Source organism: Enterobacter sp. 725m/11 (assembly GCF_011683705.1).
In the GTDB taxonomy this organism is placed as follows: Bacteria; Pseudomonadota; Gammaproteobacteria; order Enterobacterales; family Enterobacteriaceae; genus Enterobacter; species Enterobacter bugandensis.
Genome location: NZ_JAAQOK010000025.1, coordinates 1 through 21,312 on the forward strand (window position 1 = coordinate 1; position 21,312 = coordinate 21,312).

At 56.4% G+C, this 21,312-nt stretch carries 18 protein-coding genes, 1 tRNA gene and 1 pseudogene; 12 read left to right on the top strand and 8 right to left on the bottom strand.

The genetic code is table 11. The features are described from left to right. Together HBA26_RS12410 and HBA26_RS12415 are read right to left on the bottom strand one after the other, a co-directional pair. Positions 1-1,656: pseudogene (locus HBA26_RS12410) on the bottom strand (autotransporter domain-containing protein); the annotation flags it as partial. A 114-nt stretch (positions 1,657-1,770) separates the two neighbouring features. Beyond that, entirely contained in the window at positions 1,771-2,085 is a 315-nt protein-coding gene (locus tag HBA26_RS12415) for a lipoprotein (protein ID WP_028014394.1), read from the bottom strand. A 175-nt stretch (positions 2,086-2,260) separates the two neighbouring features. Here HBA26_RS12415 and HBA26_RS12420 point away from each other — a divergent pair, with 175 nt between their 5' ends. The 3 genes from HBA26_RS12420 to HBA26_RS12430 all read left to right on the top strand — a co-directional run bounded on the left by HBA26_RS12420 (position 2,261) and on the right by HBA26_RS12430 (position 5,330). Beyond that, positions 2,261-2,893, top strand: coding sequence for a response regulator transcription factor (locus HBA26_RS12420; protein WP_028014393.1), 633 nt, complete (start codon positions 2,261-2,263; stop codon positions 2,891-2,893). Next, a complete protein-coding gene (locus HBA26_RS12425) occupies positions 2,890-4,677 on the top strand; it encodes a hybrid sensor histidine kinase/response regulator (RefSeq protein ID WP_126344910.1) in 1,788 nt (595 codons plus the stop codon). The genes HBA26_RS12420 and HBA26_RS12425 overlap by 4 nt, the downstream gene beginning before the upstream one ends. A 326-nt stretch (positions 4,678-5,003) precedes the next feature. Next, positions 5,004-5,330: a hypothetical protein gene (locus tag HBA26_RS12430; RefSeq protein ID WP_045630641.1), complete on the top strand. Its 327-nt coding sequence runs from the start codon at positions 5,004-5,006 to the stop codon at positions 5,328-5,330. On the opposite strand, the gene HBA26_RS12435 is transcribed toward HBA26_RS12430, so the two are convergent. The 3 genes from HBA26_RS12435 to HBA26_RS12445 form a co-directional block, all read right to left on the bottom strand. Further along, positions 5,308-6,126: a DUF4225 domain-containing protein gene (locus HBA26_RS12435; RefSeq protein WP_126344911.1), complete on the bottom strand. Its 819-nt coding sequence runs from the start codon at positions 6,124-6,126 to the stop codon at positions 5,308-5,310. The two genes, HBA26_RS12430 and HBA26_RS12435, sit on opposite strands and share 23 nt — an antisense overlap. A 519-nt stretch (positions 6,127-6,645) precedes the next feature. Next, a tRNA-Phe gene (locus HBA26_RS12440) sits at positions 6,646-6,721 on the bottom strand. A gap of 95 nt (positions 6,722-6,816) precedes the next feature. After that, positions 6,817-7,530, bottom strand: a complete 714-nt coding sequence (locus HBA26_RS12445; protein WP_028014391.1) for a DUF554 domain-containing protein — start codon at positions 7,528-7,530, stop codon at positions 6,817-6,819. A 181-nt stretch (positions 7,531-7,711) separates the two neighbouring features. Between HBA26_RS12445 and HBA26_RS12450 the strand changes: the two genes are divergently transcribed. Then, positions 7,712-9,850 (top strand): ornithine decarboxylase, encoded by a 2,139-nt coding sequence (locus HBA26_RS12450; protein ID WP_166720912.1) that lies wholly within the window; start codon positions 7,712-7,714, stop codon positions 9,848-9,850. A 44-nt stretch (positions 9,851-9,894) separates the two neighbouring features. Here the strand turns inward: HBA26_RS12450 and HBA26_RS12455 are convergent, their stop codons facing one another. Together HBA26_RS12455 and HBA26_RS12460 are read right to left on the bottom strand one after the other, a co-directional pair. Next, a complete protein-coding gene (locus HBA26_RS12455) occupies positions 9,895-10,587 on the bottom strand; it encodes a response regulator (RefSeq protein ID WP_126344912.1) in 693 nt (230 codons plus the stop codon). Then, positions 10,577-12,202, bottom strand: coding sequence for a sensor histidine kinase (locus HBA26_RS12460; RefSeq protein WP_049138306.1), 1,626 nt, complete (start codon positions 12,200-12,202; stop codon positions 10,577-10,579). The genes HBA26_RS12455 and HBA26_RS12460 overlap by 11 nt, the downstream gene beginning before the upstream one ends. Before the next feature lie 345 nt (positions 12,203-12,547). On the opposite strand from HBA26_RS12460, the gene HBA26_RS12465 reads away from it, so the two are divergent. Genes HBA26_RS12465 through citG form a run of 8 tightly spaced genes read left to right on the top strand, consistent with a single transcriptional unit; the run spans position 12,548 to position 19,856 of the window. Beyond that, positions 12,548-13,909, top strand: a complete 1,362-nt coding sequence (locus HBA26_RS12465) for a 2-hydroxycarboxylate transporter family protein (RefSeq protein ID WP_045630637.1) — start codon at positions 12,548-12,550, stop codon at positions 13,907-13,909. 17 nt (positions 13,910-13,926) lie between these two features. Next, complete coding sequence (locus tag HBA26_RS12470; RefSeq protein ID WP_126344913.1) at positions 13,927-14,790, top strand: fumarylacetoacetate hydrolase family protein; 864 nt, start codon at positions 13,927-13,929, stop codon at positions 14,788-14,790. Positions 14,791-14,800: 10 nt separating this feature from the next. Further along, entirely contained in the window at positions 14,801-15,823 is a 1,023-nt protein-coding gene (gene citC / locus HBA26_RS12475) for a [citrate (pro-3S)-lyase] ligase (protein WP_028014385.1), read from the top strand. Positions 15,824-15,839: 16 nt separating this feature from the next. Next, positions 15,840-16,133 (top strand): citrate lyase acyl carrier protein, encoded by a 294-nt coding sequence (gene citD, locus HBA26_RS12480; protein WP_063155149.1) that lies wholly within the window; start codon positions 15,840-15,842, stop codon positions 16,131-16,133. After that, positions 16,130-17,005, top strand: coding sequence for a citrate (pro-3S)-lyase subunit beta (gene citE, locus HBA26_RS12485; protein ID WP_028014383.1), 876 nt, complete (start codon positions 16,130-16,132; stop codon positions 17,003-17,005). Before citD ends, citE begins: the two co-directional genes overlap by 4 nt. A 10-nt stretch (positions 17,006-17,015) precedes the next feature. After that, positions 17,016-18,539 (top strand): citrate lyase subunit alpha, encoded by a 1,524-nt coding sequence (gene citF, locus HBA26_RS12490; protein ID WP_126344914.1) that lies wholly within the window; start codon positions 17,016-17,018, stop codon positions 18,537-18,539. Continuing rightward, on the top strand, positions 18,536-19,075 hold the full coding sequence (gene citX / locus HBA26_RS12495; RefSeq protein ID WP_126344915.1) for a citrate lyase holo-[acyl-carrier protein] synthase: 540 nt from the start codon (positions 18,536-18,538) through the stop codon (positions 19,073-19,075). The genes citF and citX overlap by 4 nt, the downstream gene beginning before the upstream one ends. Next, complete coding sequence (gene citG, locus HBA26_RS12500; protein ID WP_126344916.1) at positions 19,053-19,856, top strand: triphosphoribosyl-dephospho-CoA synthase CitG; 804 nt, start codon at positions 19,053-19,055, stop codon at positions 19,854-19,856. The genes citX and citG overlap by 23 nt, the downstream gene beginning before the upstream one ends. A gap of 79 nt (positions 19,857-19,935) precedes the next feature. Here citG and HBA26_RS12505 read toward each other — a convergent pair whose 3' ends face one another. Next, on the bottom strand, positions 19,936-21,192 hold the full coding sequence (locus HBA26_RS12505; RefSeq protein WP_041908317.1) for a nucleoside permease: 1,257 nt from the start codon (positions 21,190-21,192) through the stop codon (positions 19,936-19,938). Between the last annotated feature and the right edge of the window lie 120 nt (positions 21,193-21,312).

The window sequence follows — 21,312 nt, forward strand, 5'->3', positions numbered from 1 at the left end:
TCCGTCGTCGGCAGCGTCAGATGTGTATAAGAGACAGGTTTTGTAGCTGGTTTGCGGGTCCAGCGCGGTGACCTGTACCTTAGCCTGATCGCTGATGGTCGTTTTGCCTGCGACCAGCAGCTGGTCGCTGCGGCCATCACCGGCGATATCGACGTCATAGAAAGAGTCACCTACAAAATTCAGATAACGTTTCAGCGTCAGCGTGCCGATATCACCATCCCCTGGCGAGATATGCCCGCCGGAAAGGATCTCGGTCTGACCCAGCGTGCCGTTCCCTCCCAGCGTTCCGCCGGCCTTGATTGAGGCGGCGCTGCTGTAGCCCAGCCCGTTGCTAACGTCGGATCCCGCCGTCGCGTTGAGGATCAGCGTCCCGCCGTTCTCGGCGCTAAGGGTCTGAATATCAAAAATATCGTCTTCTGGCTGGGTGTTGATGTTGCTGGCGATAATGACTTTGCCACCGCGCGCGGTCACGTTCGCCTGAAGGGCTGAAAGATCGCCATTCAGCGTTGTCTGCCCGGAAGTATTGATCACTTCACCTTCGCCACTCATCTTGTTGCTGAAGACGTAATTTTCATCGGTATGGTTGAAGTAGACATAGCTGCCGAACAGCCCGCCGCGCAGGCTGATTGCCGTATTCGCATCGAGAGTACCCGCGCCGCCCGCTGTGCCAAGCGTTGGCTCAGTTAAACCCGTGCCGGTGTCCATATTGCCGCGGCTGCCGATAATGAGCGCACCCCGGTTCGAGCCGGAACCCGAGGTCCCCACGATCAGCGTATTGCTGCCAGCGGAAAATGAACCGCCGTCAATCACCGACAGCACGCCATTGCCATAATCGCCCACGCTCACGCTGCTGCCGCTGGTAAAGCGCGAGTCTTTGCCCGCAATAACCAGCTCGGCGGTTTTACCTGCCCCGGAGACGCCCGCCACCTGCACGCCGCCAACGTTAACCGCACCGCCGTTCAGCACGTCCAGGTCGCCATAAAGCGTCAACGTACGGCCAACGTTCCACTGTGAGCCGCTCCCCGTGACGGTGGCTTTCGGGCTTAGCGTGTCGGTTTCACCCGGCCCGGTACCGTTGCCGATGCGCGCATCGTAGGCGGTGCTGAGCGCCGCGCCGTCTTCAATCGCCAGCGTGGAGCGTGCCCCCAGATCGGTACCTACGCTGAGAAAATTACTGGTCACGCGAGAGCCGGCGCCAGTGGCGATAAGGTGGCTGTCGTAACCGCGGGTGGTGCCGACAACGATTTCTTTTGCGCTGGCCAGCGCGCCTTCTTCGACTCGCAGGGTGCCGAGGCCAAGATTGAGGTCGCCGCGCAGGACGTACTGATCGTTCACTGCGTTAAGCTCAGCGTTTGGCCCACGGACCGTGACCACGCTTTCATAAATTTGGCCGTCGAACAGCCGACCGATGTTGATGTTATAGGCGGTGATTTTGCCATTATCGATCAGCAGGTTTCCGGGTTGATTACGTCCAACGTAAACATCTCCGGTGTAACCCAGCGTTTCGGTTATACGCGCCTCGCCATCAAAAATGGCATCGGCTGCACGCGCGAAATCGGCAGGTGAAAGCAGTAACAGCGGCGCGGAAAATAGAGCGAGGTAAAGTCTGGAAAGCGGCGTCTTAACCGCTAAAGCATGCGATGTAGAGTTATTCACGGGCTATCTCCGTACTCATTAGCGTGATGTCTGGAAAATCGTTTTTATGAAAACTCAGATACGTCAGAAAATATAAAAGGCGTTATTTATGTACGCCTTTTCATTTGCCGTTAATTATTTATGCGTGACAACAGGGGTACAAGTTGGTGCGCTGAGCGTCGGGGCGGATCCTAAAATCCCCGGCATCATCATTGATGAACAATCGAAAATACGCCCTTTTTCCGTCGTAGCGCGATAAGACAGTTTTTGCCCTCCCAGTGCGTCCGGCTGGGCGCCATTAACATTGGTCACGGTTATTTCATCCGATGAGCCCAGCCCCAGCATTTTCGCGGTCTCCGCCTGCAGGAGTGGAATAGCCTGATCGGTTTTTAGCGTGGAACAACCGGCGAGCATCAACGTAACGCTTAAAAAGATGAGTGGTTTTTTCATAAATTATCCTTGATATCCAATCAGTTAATTTCACTGATTGTATTTATGTTTTCAATTACCCAAATCAGCGAATAATATATTTCCCTTTCCTAATCGAAAAAACCCTCCTAAAGTAGGGTGGGTAGATAATAATTCATCTGTACACTCAGATATGCGAAGGTAAAAGGAGGATCCTTTGGGGCAGAATTATGCGTTGGTCGTTGATGACCATCCATTGGTAGCAAGCGGCATCGCTAATTTTCTGATTTCACATTGCCAGTTTAAGCAGGCGAGCGTGGTGACGAATGAGGAAGATTGCTACCGTCAAATTAGGGATAATGGCCCGCCGCGTTTGCTGGTCATCGATTTTTGGCTTTCGTCCGGAACGGCACTGAAATTACTCAAAGAAGTAAAACAACATTACCCACAGGTACGGTTCCTGGTGGTCAGCGGGGACGACAATAATGACATCTGGCAGAAAGTTCACGCCGCCGGGGGACACGGATTTGTATTGAAAAGCGAACCGCCTGAAATGTTCTCACGGGCCGTTTGTGCACTCCTTGATAATCTGACCTGGTTTCCTGAGAGAAACGATTTTCCCGTTGAATCGAATAATGAGAAGTTAAGTAAATTTAACTTAACGCCGCGACAAATAGACGTTTTAAATATGATTATGCGCGGCCTACCAAATAAACGAATCGCCGCGCAGCTTTCAATTTCTGAGCCCACGGTCAAAGAACACATCAGCAATATATTGAAAAAGATAGGCGTTAACAGCCGGGTCGAAGCCATCACGCTTCTGCATGGCAAGCGGGAATCATCAGAATGAGGTTTTTCCAGAGCTTACAGAAGGATGGTATCTCATCTCCCGCGCAGATCCGTTTGCTAAACAACACTTTTTTGCGGCTGGTGTTCAGCTTTAGCGCGGTGCCATTTGTCGGTATTCCTTTTGCCATCTGGATCTATTTGCTGGGCGATGAACTTGGCCCAACCATTATCTGGATAATTATTTACCTGCTATGTGCCGTGGCAATCCGAATATTGCACCGACGCTACCAGCGCGAAGTGAAAGAGCATGATGAAGAGGACGTCCTGCGCCGCTGGCTTCCGCGCATAAATAAGATCGCTTTTATTCACGGGCTGGGGATTTCATCTCTCTATTTAATTACTCCGCAGACGCAGAACTTTGACTTTTTCCTGCTCCTGAATATCAGTATTGCCGCCATCGTCGCCGCCAATGCGACACATCTGACGCCAGTCATCAGCACTTTTACGTGCTTTTTCTTCGCCTCCTGGGGAGTATTGAATATCGGTATCATCTGGCGGCTGGACGAGCTGATATTCATTGTGCTGATGCTGAACCTGCTGTACGGCTTCGCCATTTACCGCCATGCGTTAACGTCGCACGCGTACTTTATTCAGCAAGCGCTGCTTGAGGAAAAAAGCTCACGCCTGGCAGAACAGTTTCGCCAGGCCAAAGAGGAAGCGGAGCAGGCGCTGCTGGATAAAAATCAGTTCCTGACGACAGCCAGCCACGACCTGCGTCAGCCGGTACACGCCATGGGCTTTCTGATTGAAGCGATTATCCACCGAAACCGGGACGACAGCCTGACGCCCCAGCTGCTTGACCTGCAGCAGAGCGTTCGCTCGGTGCATTTGATGTTCAATTCTCTGCTCGACCTCAGCAAGATTGAATCCGGGAAAGTGCTCACTGCCTCTACCAAGGTGGACATCGGCGCTCTGCTCGACTCTGTGATCACGCTGTTTCGCGAAGAGGCCAACAGCCGTGCACTTAGGCTGTCCACCCGTCGACCCAAACGCCGCATCCACGTGATGGGCGACCCGCTGCTGGTGCGACAATCGCTGATTAACCTGATTCAAAACGCCCTTCGCTACACGCAGCAGGGCGGCGTGCTGGTTGCCATCCGACCGCGCGGTGACGAGTGCCTGGTGGAAGTGTGGGACACGGGTGTCGGTATCGCTGATGACGAGAAAGGTAAAATCTTCTCCCCTTATTACCGCCCCGAACTGGCCTGGAAGATCGACAGCGCCGGACACGGGCTGGGCCTCGCCGTGGTTGCCCGCTGTGCCAGGCTGATGAAGGTGAAGTACGGGATGCAATCCATAGAAGGTAAAGGCTCACGCTTCTGGATGCGCTTCACTCAATATGCTGGCGAAGAGATCGCGACGGACACCCCGCCCGCCGATAACAACGTCTCTGCGCCGGTACGCTATGCGCCGCTGCGCGGTTCTTGCCTGGTCGTCGATGACGACCCGCTGGTGACGTCAGCCTGGGAGAGCCTGATGAGCGTTTGGGGAATCAAGGTGCGCTGCGCGGCCTCCGCTGAAGAAGCGTTCGCCATCATCGACGACGGCTTCACCCCGTTCGCCGTGCTGTGCGACCAGCGCCTGCGATCCGGCGAAAGCGGCTTCGACATCCTGAAAGCGCTTTTTGAACGTCTGCCGGACATGAGCGGCGCGATGGTCAGCGGCGAATTTAATTCGCCGGTTCTGCTGGAGGCGGAGCAGGAAGGGTATCTGGTGCTGCGCAAACCTCTGGAGCCGGCTAAACTGCATGCGCTGCTGACGCAGTGGTCAGGATGTCGTGGATAGGGGAATAGATAATAGCAGCATTGCGCTTCACTGTAGGGCCTAATTAATGATTTCATCGTGCATGATTCAGCCTCCTGTGGTGATCTGCATGTTGCTTCTACCGGGCAGGGCGGGAGATGTTGGAAACGGCCCCGAAGGAGTCATTAGAGTTGCTACCAGCGAAGTTCCGCAGTGGGCAATAATGTCAGTTTTCGAGCGTATACTCTAAGATACCTTCAACTCGTTGATATATATTAATTTGATGAATATCGCCAGGTAGCGATTTATCCGCCAAATTAAGTTAAACTTCGTCACAGGTTTCAGTGAGTTATGGGACGGATAACAGAATGACCAGCGAAGAGGCACTTTTAAAATCAGGTTTTAGCAAACGAGATATTCAAAAGCTAAAAAACAACATTGAAAATTACGGTGGTTCGTTTGATAGCGTAACTCATGATCTGGCCAATCGTTTTAAGGCTATGAAGTGGATAACTATTATTGCCTTCATCATACTGGCTTTAACTCTTTTACTTGCATCCAAGGATACAAGCCTGACACTAGCACTCACGTTATTGATTGTACTACCTTTCATCTGGTATATAACGCCAGCAAAACTTGGCTACAAATCCTGGCGTTATCGTAAAATGCTGACTAATTCTGGGACGGGTCGCTGACGGACAACAGATCAAAAATAATCTTAGCTTTCACGCCATAACCCGCTATTTTCATTGTAAGCTGCGGGCGGCTCAGTGTGCTCACCTTTCGGTAATAGTCAGCAGGGAGATAACGAAACAGTCGCCAGGTACCAGGTCGCCGTAACAAGCCAAAAATGGTGTACGCATTAGCGGCCAGTGAAATTGATTTGTAGACACCTAACCCATTCTCACGACTAAAGCCCATAAACTCAGCTGTAGACATCGCGGCATTCGCGACCAGCCCTTCACTGGTAGTGTTGTTAGTTGCGTAGCGAGCCACTTCTTTACTGATGCTGTTTGCCCCGTCAGTAACCAGAATCGCACCAGCAAGAACCCCGAGAGGGGTCATAGTGCCTATGAGGGTAAATCCTGCGGCTATTTCAGCACCGGCCAGGACAACACTAACAGCCGAGATCACATACCCAACAATTTTGTTATTCTCTCGGATAAACTCGACTTTAGCGTAAAGCTTCGCTGCCTTCGTTCTTAATAAACGCGCTTGTTCCAGCAGGTTACTGTTTTCTTCTCTGAGAGTTTTAACGCATTCCATGCATTCTTCATCTGATTTAGCCCGACGAGCTAACGTAAACTGATGTTCTATGAGGTCCCGAATTTCCTGAACAAACTTCATTCGAGTCAAACTATCGCTGAGATGAAAAGCCGACAGAGTGTTGGCTGTATTTACCAGTTTCCTGGCTTCCATATTCACCATCGTTTCCGCCCAGGCTTTATTTCTTCCACCTGAGCGCATCATGTTAAGTAATGCTGCATCCATTGTAGTTCCTCTCAATTGCTTTACCGGCCTCTGCTTAGACTGATAAACGCCCCCCTGACAGCCATGCGTGCCAACGCACACACAATATAGTAGCAATGTGGTTACGGTGTCTGAAGTAGAAGTCGCTTTTTACAGCTTCGTTCCTCGGCCTACTTTACTGCGGTTAGCCTGGGACTGTTCCAGCAGTGTACGAAACGCCAACAGGTCACTTTTCAGGATGTCCCGGATGGATTTACCACCAATCAATCTAATAAAACAGTTAGCCGATGGGGTGTAATCTCGGATATGTGATGCCGCTCTGTCGGGCTCTGTCCAATTGAAATATGCATTTGTAATGCTCAAATAGATCGGTGAAGGTCAGGTTTTTCTGCTTCTGTGTGGCGGTAAAGGCGGTAAACACGCCAGTTGTACCACCGGGAAGCGGGGCCGGAGGAGAGATAAGGGTGTAACTACTGTTCAAACAACGAGTTGCTGACTCAAAAAGCAAAAACCCCCGCCGAAGCGAGGGTTATAAATAAGTGGTGCCCGGACTCGGAATCGAACCAAGGACACGGGGATTTTCAATCCCCTGCTCTACCGACTGAGCTATCCGGGCAACGGGGCGCATTAAACCCGATCTGCCCGTTGCCGTCAACGAAAAATGTTGTTTTCGTTACAGACTGCGCAATCTCTCGCCATTTCGCCGCAATCTTAAGCGAAAAAGTGAGTCCAGAGCGCAGAGAGCGGCATGGCGAGCAGTAATGCGGGCAGCATATTCACCACGGCAAACATTTTGATCCCGCAAATACGTAGGCCCGTCGCCAGCAGCAGCAGGCCGCCGACGGCGGTGAAGTCCGCCATCATCGCTGGCGTGGTCAGCGGGAGAATCAAGGTGGCGCAGGTGGCAAGCGCGAGTTGAATCAGCAGCATCGGCACGCAAATCGCCGCAACGGCAACGCCGAGTGTGGTGGCGAAAATGGTGGCGGTGAAGAAATCGAGAAACGCTTTTGCAATCAATATGCTTGGGTCGCCCGTCATCCCTTCCTGCATCGAGCCGAAAATCCCGGTGCCGCTTGCGCAAAACAGAATAATAATGGCGACGTAGTTCTGAATAAACGACTCGTGCGTGCCGTGTTTCGCCTTGCCCGGTCGGGCAATCAGGTTTTTGGCTTTGCCCACCGCGCTATTGATGCCTTTTTCCAGATAGCAAAATTCGCCAATCAGTGCGCCGAGCAGTGTAGCCAGCACCATGACGGGCAGGTTGGCGCATTTGATCACTAGAAGGATGCCGATGCCTAAGGATGCCAGGCCAAATATAGAGGGCATGGATGAACGGATACGCTCCGGCAGCCGCTGACTCAACACTGCGCCCAGTACGCCGCCCAGCAATACGGCTCCGGCGTTAATAAATGGCCCGATAACCACAGTTAACTCCTGTTATTTACTCATTGATATTGCATTATTATGGCACGTCAGGGCTGCGTGAGCCTTAGCTTTGGGTGGTTTCGTGCATACTGATTCCTTCTTGCGCGTGAAAATAAAAAGTGACATGATTGCGCGAATTTTCTCCTCCCTGTCTCACCGCTCGGTGAGGGTATTTGCGCTTATGAAAACCATGAAAATTGCCGTCAGCCATGAGCTGGTATCCAAAGTTTCTACGCACCGTGAAAAGGTGACGCTGGATAACACCGATTTCACCGATGTGGCGGCAGTCGTCATTAGCGTTGTTGAAAGCTACAGCGGCATTCTCGCGTTGCTGAAGCGTACGTGCTTTCAGCTACCGGTGTTTATGTTCTCGCAAGAGCCTGGAGAGGTGCCTGATGGCGTCACGGCGATTATCTCGGGTAAAGCTCAGGAGTTTCTGGAACTGGAGAGCGCCGCCTGCCGTTACGAAGAGGAATTGCTGCCGCCTTTTTTCGATACCCTGAGCCAGTATGTAGAGATGGGCAACAGTACCTTCGCCTGTCCGGGCCACCAGCACGGAGCTTTTTTCAAAAAACACCCGGCAGGGCGACAGTTCTATGATTTCTTCGGTGAGAACGTGTTTCGCGCCGACATGTGCAACGCCGACATTAAGCTGGGCGATCTGCTGATCCATGAAGGCTCCGCCAAGCACGCGCAAAAGTTCGCGGCGAAAGTATTCAACGCGGACAAAACCTACTTTGTGCTGAACGGCACGTCGGCGGCCAACAAGGTGGTGACCAACGCGCTGCTGACCCGCGGCGACCTGGTGCTGTTCGACCGCAACAACCATAAATCTAACCACCACGGCGCACTGATCCAGGCGGGCGCTACGCCGGTGTATCTTGAGGCGGCGCGCAATCCGTTTGGCTTTATCGGCGGGATCGACGAGCACTGCTTTGATGACGCGTATCTGCGGGATCTGATCCGCGAGGCGGCGCCGGAAAAGGCCGACGAGGCCCGCCCGTTCCGCCTGGCGATCATTCAGCTTGGCACCTATGACGGGACGATCTACAACGCCCGCCAGGTGATCGACAAGATCGGCCATCTGTGTGACTACATCCTTTTTGACTCCGCGTGGGTGGGCTACGAGCAGTTTATTCCGATGATGGCGGAAACGTCTCCGCTCTTGCTGGAGCTTAACGAGAACGATCCGGGTATTTTCGTGACCCAGTCGGTGCACAAGCAGCAGGCCGGGTTCTCGCAAACGTCGCAGATCCATAAAAAGGATAACCACATCCGCGGTCAGGCGCGCTTCTGTCCGCACAAGCGGCTGAACAACGCGTTTATGCTGCACGCCTCCACCAGCCCGTTTTATCCGCTGTTTGCGGCGCTGGACGTGAACGCCAAAATTCACGAGGGCGAGAGCGGGCGCAGGCTGTGGGCGGAGTGCGTTGAGCTGGGCATTGAGGCGCGCAAGGCCATCATCGCCAACTGCCATATGATTAAACCGTTTATCCCGCCGGTGGTGGCCGGGCGGCCATGGCAGGATCACCCCACTCAGGTCATTGCGAGCGAGCGTCGCTTCTTCAGCTTCGAGCCGGGGGCCAAATGGCACGGGTTTGAGGGTTATGCGAGCGAGCAGTATTTCGTCGACCCGTGCAAGCTGCTGCTGACCACGCCGGGCATTGATGCAGAAACAGGTCACTATACCGATTTCGGAATTCCGGCGACCATTCTCGCCCACTACCTGCGCGAAAACGGCATCGTGCCGGAGAAGTGCGACCTCAACTCGATCCTGTTCCTGCTGACGCCTGCCGAAAGCAGCGAGAAGCTGGCGCAGCTGGTGGCGATGCTGGGGCAGTTTGAGCAGCATATTGAAGACGACACGCCGCTCGCCGACGTGCTGCCGACCATCTACCAAAAATACCCGGTGCGTTACCGCGACTACACGATCCGTCAACTGTGCCAGGAGATGCACGATCTCTACGTCAGCTTTAACGTGAAGGATCTACAGAAGGCGATGTTCCGCCAGGAGAGCCTGCCCGCCGTAGTGATGAACCCGCAGGATGCAAACCAGGAGTACATTCGCGGGAACGTGGAGCTGGTGCGTATTCGTGACGCTGAAGGGCGCATTGCCGCCGAAGGCGCGCTGCCGTACCCGCCAGGCGTGCTGTGCGTGGTGCCGGGAGAAGTCTGGGGCGGGGCGGTACAGCGTTACTTCCTGGCGCTGGAAGAGGGCATTAATATGCTGCCGGGCTTCTCGCCGGAGTTGCAGGGCGTTTACAGCGAGAAGGATGCGGACGGGATTAAGCGGCTGTATGGGTACGTATTGAATGTCTGAACGTAGGCCCGGTGGCGCAAGCTTACCGGGCCTGGAATACTTCGTCAGGCTTCTGCGCGGCGGTACATCCTTCTCGGATGCCCAATCTTCCCGTACAGCATCTCCGTCGTCAGAAAACCCACCTCCACGCAATGTTCCAGATAGCGTCGGGTGGTGGTTTTACTCAGTCCCGTCTCGCTCACCACCTCATCCACCGTAAAGCAGTGCGCCGCCTTGCTGTTAAACAGCGTTTGCACCCGCGCCAGCGTGTTCTCCTCTATTCCCTTGCTGCCGTTGTCCAGACGATAGTTTTTCGCCTGTAACTGATAGAGTGAATCCACGTTCTGCTGGTCGACAATCTTCCAGACCCGCTGCTGTTCGGTAAACTGCACAAAACGCTCCAGCGACTGGCTGAGCCGCTTCCAGGAGACCGGCTTAAGAATATAGTCAAACGCGCCGTTTCGAATGGCCTGGCTACAGGTGTCCATATCGCTGGCGGCGGTGATGAAAATCACCGAGCAGTTGGCGCGGGCCAGCATCGGGTTGCTGATAAGGGTGATGCCTTTGCCGTCCGGCAGGTAGTTATCCAGCAGCATCAGCTTCGGCTGTTTGCTCTCCAGCTGTCGCTGCGCGTCGGCCAACGACGCGGCAATCCCCACCAGCCTCAGGCGCGGATGTTTACCGATAAGCTCCGCGTGCAGCTGTGCCAGTTCGTTCTCGTCTTCAACAATCAGTACGTCGATAAGTTCATGTTGCATAGTCGGTATCTTCCAGTTGCCGGACGGTTCCCGAGGCCGGGATAAACAGTGAGAAAATGGTCCCGTGCGGCATGTTATCGGCAACTTCTATTGTGCCGCCAGCCTGCGTGACGTAGCTTTCGATCAGATACAGGCCAATCCCGTGATCGCCCCGCGTTTTGGTGGTGATGCCGCGTTCAAATATCCGGTCACGGATCGCCGGGGTAATGCCAACGCCCTGGTCGGCCACTTCAATAATCAGCTCCTGCTCGCTGAGTTTTATCAGCACTTCCACCGGCGCATGCGGGAGCGGCGATCGCTGCGTCGCTTCGATGGCGTTATCCAGCAGGTTGCCAATAATCGAAATCAGCTCTTGCTCTCCCAGCGGCAGGAACGGTTTGTCCAGCCGACAGGCCGGGTCGAAACTCAGCTCGACGCCTTTCTCACGCGCGCGGGCGGCTTTTCCCAGCAGCAGCCCGCAAAGTGTCGGGGAACTAAAGCGGGAGGAGATAAAGTCCAGCAGCTCCTGAGCATGCTCCGACTGCGCCTGAATGTAGCGAATGGCCTCTTCATAGCGGCCCATATGCAGCAGGCCGGAGAGGGTGGTCATCCGGTTCAGCTGCTCATGACGCATAATGCGCAGGTTATCGACGTAGCGTTTTACCTGGCTGAGCTGGGCGCTCAGCGAGTCGATCTCGTTGCGATCGCGGAAGGTGATCACCCAGCCCTGCAGCGACCCCTCAAGCATGATGTGTACCCGGCTGGCAATCACCGTGAGATCGTTAAAGCGGCAAATCTCGTCATGGGTATCTTTCGCCAGCATCGTCTGCGTGTCGAAGAACGGGACCGGATCGATCACCTGGCTTATCAGTTGCCCGCGCAGTTCCCGGGCCGGCTGGCTCAGACCCAGCAGCTTGCGCGCCGCCTGGTTGATCACCTCTATGCGCCGTTCGTTATCAATGGCGATCACGCCTTCGTAGATGGACTCCATCATCGCCTTTTGCTGGCGCACCAGCAGGCCGATCTCTCGTGGCTCCAGGGAGAAGATCTGCTTCTTAATACTACGGGTAAAGAACCAGGAGAAGACAAAGAGGGCGATCAGCAGCAGCACGGCGGCAATCAGGATATTGACCACTTTACTGACGGTAATGGTGTCCAGGTAGCTGGTGAGATAGCCAACTGAAACAATGCCGACCACCTGCCCGGCGTCGTTGAAAATGGGCGCTTTACTGCGCAGTGAAATGCCCAACCCGCCTTTACGTATGGTTGTCGTGCTTTTCCCCTGCAATACGGCTTCATTGTCGCCGCCGACCAGCGTCGTGCCCACCCTGTCGGCAAAGACGGAGTGAAAAAGATGCCGTCCCGTATTATCGCCAATGACAATAAAGCTGGCGTCGCTGTGCGCGGCCATTTTCTGCATGAAATCATGAATGGCGTTGATATCTTTTTGTTCAACTTCAGTACGCAATGACGGAATAAGCGCAATCTCTTCCGCCTGTATTTTAGCGCGCGCACTCATTTCCTGATAAAGCTGTTTTCCGACATCGGCATAATAATATCCGCCCAGCAGCACAAAAAGCACTGAGAAAAAGGCAACGAGCGAAATAAACAGCTTAATCTGGAAAGACACTTTCATAACTATCACGCAAAGTAGCGGCAAAGATCGTCAATATATCATCTTTTTTCATGCGGATGTCCGCTTTGCGGGAAACTTGTGATCCCTTGCACAGCAAGGGCTGTAAATGATTTATCCAGAAGGCTTAAGATCTTCATGCTGCTAAGTTAAATGTTATTTGGTGGTTCAATTCAGAAAAGAAACCATAAAAACCACGATAATAAATAAGGCATAAATCACATTAAATAAAAGAAACCATAAAAACCATAGCTGCCATTAAAACTTCGCTTTTAATATGCCATTCCTCACATAAAGTAGGCCTTTGTGACTCTAAGCTGAACGCACAAAATAACTAAGGGGCTTATTATGAGCACAACTGACGATTCTTTCTCTGTTACCCACGACCCGATTGAAATTCAGCGGCCATCCCTCAAGGAGCGGTGGTGGCATATTATGGATACCTGGAAAATCGGGATTATTCCTCTGCCGCTGTTCGTTCTGGCGGGCGCGCTGATCGCGATTGATTGCCTGGGCGGAAAACTGCCGAGCGATATCGTGGTGATGGTGGCGACGCTGGCCTTCTTCGGCTTTGCCTGCGGTGAGTTCGGCAAACGCCTGCCGATTGTCGGCAAGCTTGGTGCGGCGGCGATTTGCGCCACCTTTATCCCTTCCGCGCTGGTCTACTACGGTTTGCTGCCGGACGTGGTGGTGGAATCCACGACCAAATTCTACAAATCCACCAACATTCTCTACCTCTATATCTGCTGCATTATCGTCGGCAGCATCATGAGCATGAACCGCACGGTGCTGATTCAGGGCTTCCTGCGCATCTTCTTCCCGATGCTGTGCGGTGAAATCGTCGGCATGATTGTTGGCATGGGCGTGGGGCTGGCGCTGGGCCTGGAGCCGTTCCAGATCTTCTTCTTTATCATTCTGCCGATCATGGCGGGCGGCGTCGGGGAAGGGGCGATTCCGCTTTCCATAGGCTATGCCACCCTGCTGCATATGGACCAGGGCGTAGCGCTCGGCCGCGTGCTGCCGATGGTCATGCTCGGCGGGCTGACGGCAATCATCATCTCCGGCTGCCTGAACCAGCTCGGTAAACGATACCCGCACCTGACCGGTGAAGGCCAGCTGATGCCTAACCGCGCGAATGCCGATGCCACCGTCTCTCAGCCTGCGTTTTCCGGTAAAGCGGACGTGACGACTATCGCCTCCGGCGCGCTGCTGGCGGTGCTGCTGTACATGCTGGGCATGCTCGGCCACAAGCTGATTGGCCTGCCTGCGCCCGTTGGCATGCTGTTTATGGCGGTGCTGGTGAAGCTCTGCAACGGCGCCTCTCCGCGTCTGCTGGAGGGCTCTCAGGTGGTGTACAAATTCTTCCAGACCTCCGTAACCTACCCGATCCTCTTCGCCGTTGGCGTGGCCATTACCCCGTGGCATGAACTGGTGGCCGCCTTCACGCTGACCAACCTGCTGGTGATTATCAGCACCGTCTCCGCGCTGGTGGCGACCGGGTTCTTCGTCGGCAAAAAGATCGGTATGCACCCGATTGATGTCGCCATCGTCTCCTGCTGTCAGAGCGGACAGGGCGGTACCGGCGACGTGGCGATACTGACCGCAGGCAACCGCATGAGCCTGATGCCGTTCGCCCAGATTGCTACCCGTATCGGCGGCGCGATTAACGTCTCTGTCTCACTGCTGATTCTGGGCAACTTCCTCGTCTAAGTATTCAGGAAAAAACAATGAAACTCGCAAGCTTTTTATACCAGGGAAAACGCAGCTACGGCATCGTTCAGGCCGAGGGCGTGATTGATTTAGGCCGCCGTCTCGGTGACAGCTATGGCGACCTTAAAGCGCTGCTGCAGGGCAACGGGCTGGCATTGGCCACCCGTTACCTGAACGACGCGGTGGATGTACCGCTGAGCGCCATCACCTTCTTACCGGTGATCGTGCAGCCGGAAAAAATCCTCTGCGTGGGCATGAACTACGCCGACAAGCGCAAAGAGTTTGACCAGCACAACCCGGCCCCAACGCTGTTTGTTCGCTTCCCGGACTCACAGACCGGCCACAACGAGCCGGTGCTGAAGCCGCGCCACTCCAGCGAATTCGACTACGAAGGCGAGCTGGCGGTGATCATCGGTAAGGGCGGGGAGAACATCAGCCGCGATGACGCCCTGCGCCACGTGGCGGGCTACAGCTGCTACATGGACGGCTCCGCCCGCGACTGGCAGCACACCTGGTTCACCGCCGGTAAAAACTGGCGTCAGACCGGCGCGTTTGGCCCGTGGATGGCGACGGCGGACGAGATCCCGGACCCGCACAGGCTTGCAATCCGCACCTGGCTGAACGGCCGCATGGTGCAGGAAGACAACACCAGCAGCATGATCCACAAGGTTGCGGAGCTGATCGAGTACATCAGCACCTTTACCCGCTTAAGCCCGGGCGATGTGATCATCACAGGATCCCCTGGCGGGGTGGGTAAAAAGCGTAACCCGCCGCTGTTTATGAAAGAGGGCGATCGCATTGAGGTGGAGATCGAGCATATCGGTCATCTGAGCAACGTGATTGTTGAAGCGCCAGCCGTCGGGCTTGCGGCGGCACACTGAGAAAGGCGGCATGAACAGTCAACCCATCGATTTTCGCCAGACGCTGGTGGCGAAACACCCGGAACGCTTAAGCCAGATCCGCTACCTGCTGGCAGACAGCGGCCTTGGCCTGGACAACGACATCACGCTGTTTGTCGAAGCCTGGTCCGGCGCGCAGCTGGTGGGTTGCGCAGGACTTGCCGGCAACGTCATCAAATGCGTGGCGGTCAACGAGCAGCTTCGTGGGGAAAACCTCAGCGCGCGGCTGCTGGCAGAGGTGGAAAATGCGGCGCTGGAGCGCGGCCATTTTCACCTCTTCCTCTGCACCCGTCCGTGCAACCGGGAGCGCTTTGCCCGCAGCGGCTTCTGGCCAATTGCCCAGAGCGGGAACAACGCAGTGCTGATGGAGAACACCCCGCAGGGGATCGCGCGCTACTGCCGTACCTTAAGCCGGATGCGAAAGGGCGGGGAGAAAACTGGCGCGATAGTGATGAACGCCAATCCGTTCACCCTCGGCCACCGCCATCTGGTGGAGCAGGCGGCGCAGCGGTGCGATGCCCTGCATCTGTTCGTGGTGCGTGAAGACGCCTCGTTCTTCCCGTTCAGCGCGCGTCTCGAGATGGTGCGCGCAGGCGTGGCCCATCTGCCGAACGTGGTGGTGCATGAAGGCTCGCAGTACATCATCTCCCGCGCCACCTTCCCGGCCTACTTCTTGAAGGAGACCGGCAAAGTGCAGCAGGCGTGGAGCGAGATCGACGTGCTGATCTTCCGGGACTTCATCGCCCCGGCGCTCGGCATCACGCACCGCTTCATCGGCTCGGAGCCGTTTTGCGACATCACCCGCCAGTACAACCAGACGCTGCACGATCTGCTGGCTTCGCATATCGAGGTGGTGGAAATGCCGCGCATCAAGGCCACCGGCAACGCCATTTCGGCGTCCGAAGTGCGCCGTTTACTCAAGACACAGCAGTTTTCCCGGATCCGGGAGATCGTCCCGGACTCCACCTTCGCGCATCTCGAAACACACTATCGTGCGAGTGCGGAAGTCGCATAACTATCAGGAATTTATCATGAATATTGTAAGGGAGGCGCTGGCCGGAACGCAGGAGTCCAGCGACCTGATGGTGAAAATCGCCCCCGCTCACGGCGAGCTGGAGATTGTCATCCACAGTGAAGTGATTAAGCAGTTTGGCGAGCAAATTCGCCAGGTGGTCAACGACACGCTGCGCGCCATGAACGTGCGCCAGGGGCTCATCATTATTGAAGACAAAGGGGCGCTGGATTGCGTAATCCGCGCCCGCCTGCAAAGCGCGCTGATGCGTGCCGCCGATGAACGGGCCATCAACTGGGAGGCGCTGAAATGAGCAAACTCCGCCGCAGTATGCTATTCCTGCCGGGCGCCAATGCCGCCATGCTTTCCACCGCGTTTATCTACCGCCCCGACTCCATCATGTTTGACCTTGAGGACGCCGTCGCCCTGCGCGAGAAGGACACCGCGCGCATGCTGGTATTCCACGCGCTACAGCACCCGATGTATCAGGATATCGAAACCGTGGTGCGCATTAACCCGCTCAGCACGCCGTTTGGCCTGCTGGATCTGGAAGCCGCCGTGCGGGCAGGCGTGGACGTGATCCGTCTGCCGAAAACCGACACGCCGGACGACGTCTACGAGCTGGAGGGCCACCTTGAGCGCATTGAACGCGAGTGCGGCCGCGAGGTCGGCTCCACCCGCGTGATGGCGGCGATTGAGTCGGCCATTGGCGTCATCAATGCCGTGGCGATTGCCCGCAGCTCCCCGCGCCTCATCGGCATCGCGCTGGCCGCCTTTGACTACGTGATGGACATGCAGACCGAGCGCGGCGACGGCACCGAGCTGTTCTATGCCCGCTGCGCCGTGCTGCACGCCGCTCGCGCCGCGGGCATCGACGCCTTCGATGTGGTGTGGTCAGACGTTAACGACGAGGCCGGATTCCTTCGCGAGGTCGATCTGATCCGCAAGATGGGCTTTAACGGCAAATCGCTGATTAACCCGCGCCAGATTGACCTGCTGCACAACGCCTACGCCCCGACGCAGGAAGAGGTGGATCACGCCAAAAGGGTGATTGAAGCGGCAGAAGAGGGCGAGCGTAACGGCCTGGGCGTGGTGTCGCTCAACGGCAAAATGGTGGATGCACCGATTATTAACCACGCGCAGGTGGTGCTGGAGCGCGCGGCGGCTTCCGGCGTGCGTCGGTAAGGATGACAAAATGAATCAAACAGAACTTCTCCACGTAAACTTCCCCCATCTGCGGGATCTGAAACCCTTTGATACTGCCCACAGCGCGACGCCCTGGCTGGCGGACAGTGACGCGAAGCACAACCGCAAGCTCTGTGCCTCCCTTGAAGAAGCCGTAGCGCGCAGCGGCCTGCAGGACGGGATGACCATCTCCTTCCACCATGCCTTTCGCGAAGGCGACCGGGTGATCAACACCGTTGTGGCGCTGCTGGCGCGGATGGGATTTAAAAATTTGACTCTGGCCTCCAGCTCGCTGATGACCTGCAACGACGCGCTGATCGAGCATATTGAAAGCGGCGTCATCACCCGGATTTACACCTCGGGCATGCGCGGCAGGCTGGCGGACGCCATCTCCCACGGGCTGATGGACGAGCCGGTACACATTCACTCCCACGGTGGGCGCGTGAAGCTGCTCCAGGACGGCGAGCTGAATATCGACGTGGCGTTTCTCGGTGTGCCGTGCAGCGATGCGTTTGGCAACGCTAACGGCACGCACGGTAAATCGTGCTGCGGCTCGCTCGGCTACGCGATGGTGGACGCGCACTTTGCCCGCAAGGTGGTGCTGCTGACCGAAGAGCTGGTGCCGTTCCCGAATATGCCCGCCAGCCTGGTGCAGGACCAGGTGGACTACATCGTGCAGGTCGAGAGCGTGGGCGACCCGGCGAAAATCAGCGTCGGCGCGGCGCGCGTCACCAGCAACCCGCGCGAGCTGATGATCGCCCGCTATGCGGCGGACGTGATTGAACACTCCGGCTATTTCAAACCGGGCTTCTCGATGCAGACCGGCTCCGGCGCGGCGGCCACCGCCTGCACCCGCTTTATGGAAGAGAAGATGGAGCGCAGCGGCGTAAAGGCGCGCTTTGCGCTCGGCGGTATCACCGGCAGCCTGGTAGATCTGCACGAGAAGGGGCTTATCGAAAAGCTGCTCGACACCCAGTGCTTTGACGGCCAGGCGGCGGCTTCGCTGGCGCGCAACCCGAACCACGTAGAGATCTCCACCAACGTCTACGCCAACCCCGGCAGCAAGGCGGCAAGCTGCGACCAGCTCGACGTGGTGATCCTCAGCGCCCTGGAAATTGACGTTGATTTCAACGTCAACGTCATCACCGGCTCCGACGGCGTGATGCGTGGCGCATCCGGCGGGCACTGCGACGTGGCGGCGGCAGCCAACCTGACCATCGTCGTCGCGCCGCTGCTGCGCAGCCGCATTCCGACGGTCGTGAAGCGCGTCACCACGCGCCTCACGCCGGGCGAAAGCATCGACGTGCTGGTCACCGACCACGGCATCGCGGTCAACCCGGCGCGCCCGGAGATCCGCGAGCGGCTGCTGGCGGCCGGGCTGAAGGTAGTGGACATCAGCGCGCTCTATGAGCGGGCGATTTCCCTGACCGGCATACCGAAACCGATTGAATTTACCGACAAAATCGTCGGGGTGATCCGCTACCGCGACGGCAGCGTGATCGACACCGTACGACAGGTGAAGGAGTCAGTATGATTTTAGCGACACCCGTGCGGGCGGGTGTCAGCCTGGAGGAACTGCTGGCGGCGAAAGAGCGTCGCGCTGCCCGTCAGGCTGACATGCTTGAGCACTATAGACAGCCGGTGATCTCCCTCACGCTGGTCACGCCAGGGGAAGTCAAGGACAGCCTGCGCTATCGCAACACCATGGGCGTGGCGCTCCAGATGTGCGACCAGCTGCTGTGGGAGAACCGCTGGCAGGTGCTGGACCGCCAGGTGCTGTGGCCGCCCACCGGACCGGAAGCCTTGTGGTGCGTCGCCCATCCGGCGGCGGAAATCAAAGCGCACTGCGCGGAACTGGAGCAGACGCACCCGCTCGGCAGGCTGTGGGATCTGGACGTGATCTGTCCTCAGCACGGCCACGTCGGGCGTCAGTCGCTGGGGACAAACCTCAGGCGCTGCCTGATCTGCGACGAGCCCGCGCATGCCTGCTCCCGTTCGCGGCGCCATCCCGTTGAGCATGTAGTTTCCCGCGTGGAGAAGACGATCGATGACTGGTTTGCTCGCGACTAAACCGCGCCCGATTGATGTGCCCGCGCTTGCCGAAGCGGCGCTGTGGCAGGAGCTGGAGCTGACGCCCAAGCCGGGGCTGGTGGACAAGCTTAACAACGGTTCCCATCGCGATATGGACCACGCGCTGTTTGTCCGCAGCATCGCGGCAATTACGCCGTGGTTTTCGCGCTTTGCTGAACTCGGTAACGTGCATGCGGATAAACCCGCTGACGCACAGCTGCGGATTATTCGCCCGATGGGGATGGCCTGCGAGCAGGCGATGTATGCCGCGACGAACGGCGTGAACACGCATAAGGGCGGGATTTTTGCTCTCGGCCTGCTGTGCTTCGCTGCCGGGCGTGTGAAAAATATCTCTGCGGACAGCCTCTGTTGTGAGGTGAGTAACATCTGCTGCGGGCTGGTGTCGCGGGAACTGGCAGCGCGCAGCGGGCAGGCGACGGCGGGCGAGCGGCAGTTTCAGCAGTACGGCTTAACCGGGGCGCGAGGCGAGGCGGAGAGCGGCTTTGCGACGGTGCGTAAGGCGCTGGGGCAGTGGAACGGACAGTCGCTTCACGGCCTGCTGTTGCGCCTGATGGCGGTCAATCAGGACAGTAATCTCGTGTCACGCGGCGGCATTCAGGGGCTGCGCTACGTTCAGGGCTATGCGCGGAAACTGCTGGCTAACGGCTGGGATCGCGAGGCGTTGTTTAAGATGGATGAGGCACTGATTGAACGAAACCTGAGTCCGGGCGGTAGCGCGGATTTGCTGTCGGTGGGGTGGGTGCTCTCTGCTATAAAATAGCCGGGTGGCGGCTACGCCTTACCCGGCCTACGGTCTGGTTTTGTAGGCCCGGTAAGCGAAGCGCCACCGGGCACAACAATTAATGCGCAATCGGCTGTGTACCGTGCGCTGTGCGAACGTGCTTGTACTTGAACAGCGCGAGGAACGCGAAGAACAGCACCAGCGAATACGCCGCGAAGATCAGCCACACGGGCTGCCAGTCGGTGATACCGTTGGTGGTGTACATCTCAACCACTTTACCGCTCACCACGCCGCCCAGAATACAGCCGAAGCCGTTAGTCATCATCAGGAACATGCCCTGCGCGCTGGCGCGGATTTCAGGCTTCACCTCTTTTTCCACAAACACCGAACCGGAAATGTTGAAGAAGTCGAAGGCGCAGCCGTAAACAATCATCGACAGCACCAGCAGCACGGTGCCGAACGCGCTCGGGTCGCCGTAGGCGAACAGGCCGAAGCGCAGCATCCACGCGGCGATACTGATCAGCATGACGTTTTTGATGCCGTAGCGGCTCAGGAAGAACGGGATGGTCAGGATGAACAGCGTCTCGGAGATCTGCGAGATGGACATCATCACCGACGCGTGCTCAACGATAAAGCTCCCGGCAAACAGCGGATCGTTATCGAAGCTGTGCAGGAAGGTGTTGCCGAACATGTTGGTGATTTGCAGCTCCGCGCCCAGCAGCATGGAGAAGATAAAGAAGATCGCCATGCGCTTGTTTTTGAACAGCGCGAAAGCATCCAGGCCAAGCATGGTGCTCCAGCTCTGATTTTTCTGCTGGTTAGACACCGGAATGGTTGGCAGCGTCAGGGTGAACAGCGCCAGCAGTACGGAGAGCGCAGCACCAATATACAGCTGCATGTGGCTCAGCTCGAAGCCCGCGAAGCTCACGCCCCACATCGCCATGATAAAGCCGATGGTGCCCCAGATACGGATTGGCGGGAAGTCGGTGACGATATCCAGGCCGGCAGATTTCAGGCGGTAGTAGGAGATGGAGTTGATCAGCCCAAGCGTTGGCATATACGCCAGCGAGTTAAGCAGGATCACCATAAACATCGCCCCCGGCGTGGTCACTTCGGCCGCCATAAACAGCGTCCCCGCACCCACCAGATGGCAAAGCATATACAGCCATTTCGCACTTAACCATTTATCCGCCACGATACCGAGCAGCGTTGGCATGAAAACAGCCGCAATACCCAGCGAGCTGTAGACGGCACCGATTGACGCACCATCAAACTTGAGCGTCACAAACATATAGGAGCCGAGTGTAGTCAGCCAGCTACCCCACAGGCAGAACTGCAGAAACGACAATATTTTAAGCTGCAGCTTAAGGTTCATGTTACTTTCCTCACAAGTGAGCGGGAGATATGTTGTTATAGGAACATTCAGGGTTGTTATTTGATGCAATTCTATCAGTTGGCAACGATATGTTTTGTTACCTCCCGCAAAAAAATGCAA

Coding starts and splice junctions, on each gene's coding strand:
- HBA26_RS12415 (WP_028014394.1), bottom strand. CDS start 2,085: ATGAAAAAACCACTCATCTTTTTAAGCGTTACGTTGATGCTCGCCGGT.
- HBA26_RS12425 (WP_126344910.1), top strand. CDS start 2,890: ATGAGGTTTTTCCAGAGCTTACAGAAGGATGGTATCTCATCTCCCGCG.
- HBA26_RS12430 (WP_045630641.1), top strand. CDS start 5,004: ATGACCAGCGAAGAGGCACTTTTAAAATCAGGTTTTAGCAAACGAGAT.
- HBA26_RS12435 (WP_126344911.1), bottom strand. CDS start 6,126: ATGGATGCAGCATTACTTAACATGATGCGCTCAGGTGGAAGAAATAAA.
- HBA26_RS12450 (WP_166720912.1), top strand. CDS start 7,712: ATGAAAACCATGAAAATTGCCGTCAGCCATGAGCTGGTATCCAAAGTT.
- HBA26_RS12455 (WP_126344912.1), bottom strand. CDS start 10,587: ATGCAACATGAACTTATCGACGTACTGATTGTTGAAGACGAGAACGAA.
- HBA26_RS12460 (WP_049138306.1), bottom strand. CDS start 12,202: ATGAAAGTGTCTTTCCAGATTAAGCTGTTTATTTCGCTCGTTGCCTTT.
- HBA26_RS12465 (WP_045630637.1), top strand. CDS start 12,548: ATGAGCACAACTGACGATTCTTTCTCTGTTACCCACGACCCGATTGAA.
- HBA26_RS12470 (WP_126344913.1), top strand. CDS start 13,927: ATGAAACTCGCAAGCTTTTTATACCAGGGAAAACGCAGCTACGGCATC.
- citC (WP_028014385.1), top strand. CDS start 14,801: ATGAACAGTCAACCCATCGATTTTCGCCAGACGCTGGTGGCGAAACAC.
- citD (WP_063155149.1), top strand. CDS start 15,840: ATGAATATTGTAAGGGAGGCGCTGGCCGGAACGCAGGAGTCCAGCGAC.
- citE (WP_028014383.1), top strand. CDS start 16,130: ATGAGCAAACTCCGCCGCAGTATGCTATTCCTGCCGGGCGCCAATGCC.
- citF (WP_126344914.1), top strand. CDS start 17,016: ATGAATCAAACAGAACTTCTCCACGTAAACTTCCCCCATCTGCGGGAT.
- citX (WP_126344915.1), top strand. CDS start 18,536: ATGATTTTAGCGACACCCGTGCGGGCGGGTGTCAGCCTGGAGGAACTG.
- citG (WP_126344916.1), top strand. CDS start 19,053: ATGACTGGTTTGCTCGCGACTAAACCGCGCCCGATTGATGTGCCCGCG.
- HBA26_RS12505 (WP_041908317.1), bottom strand. CDS start 21,192: ATGAACCTTAAGCTGCAGCTTAAAATATTGTCGTTTCTGCAGTTCTGC.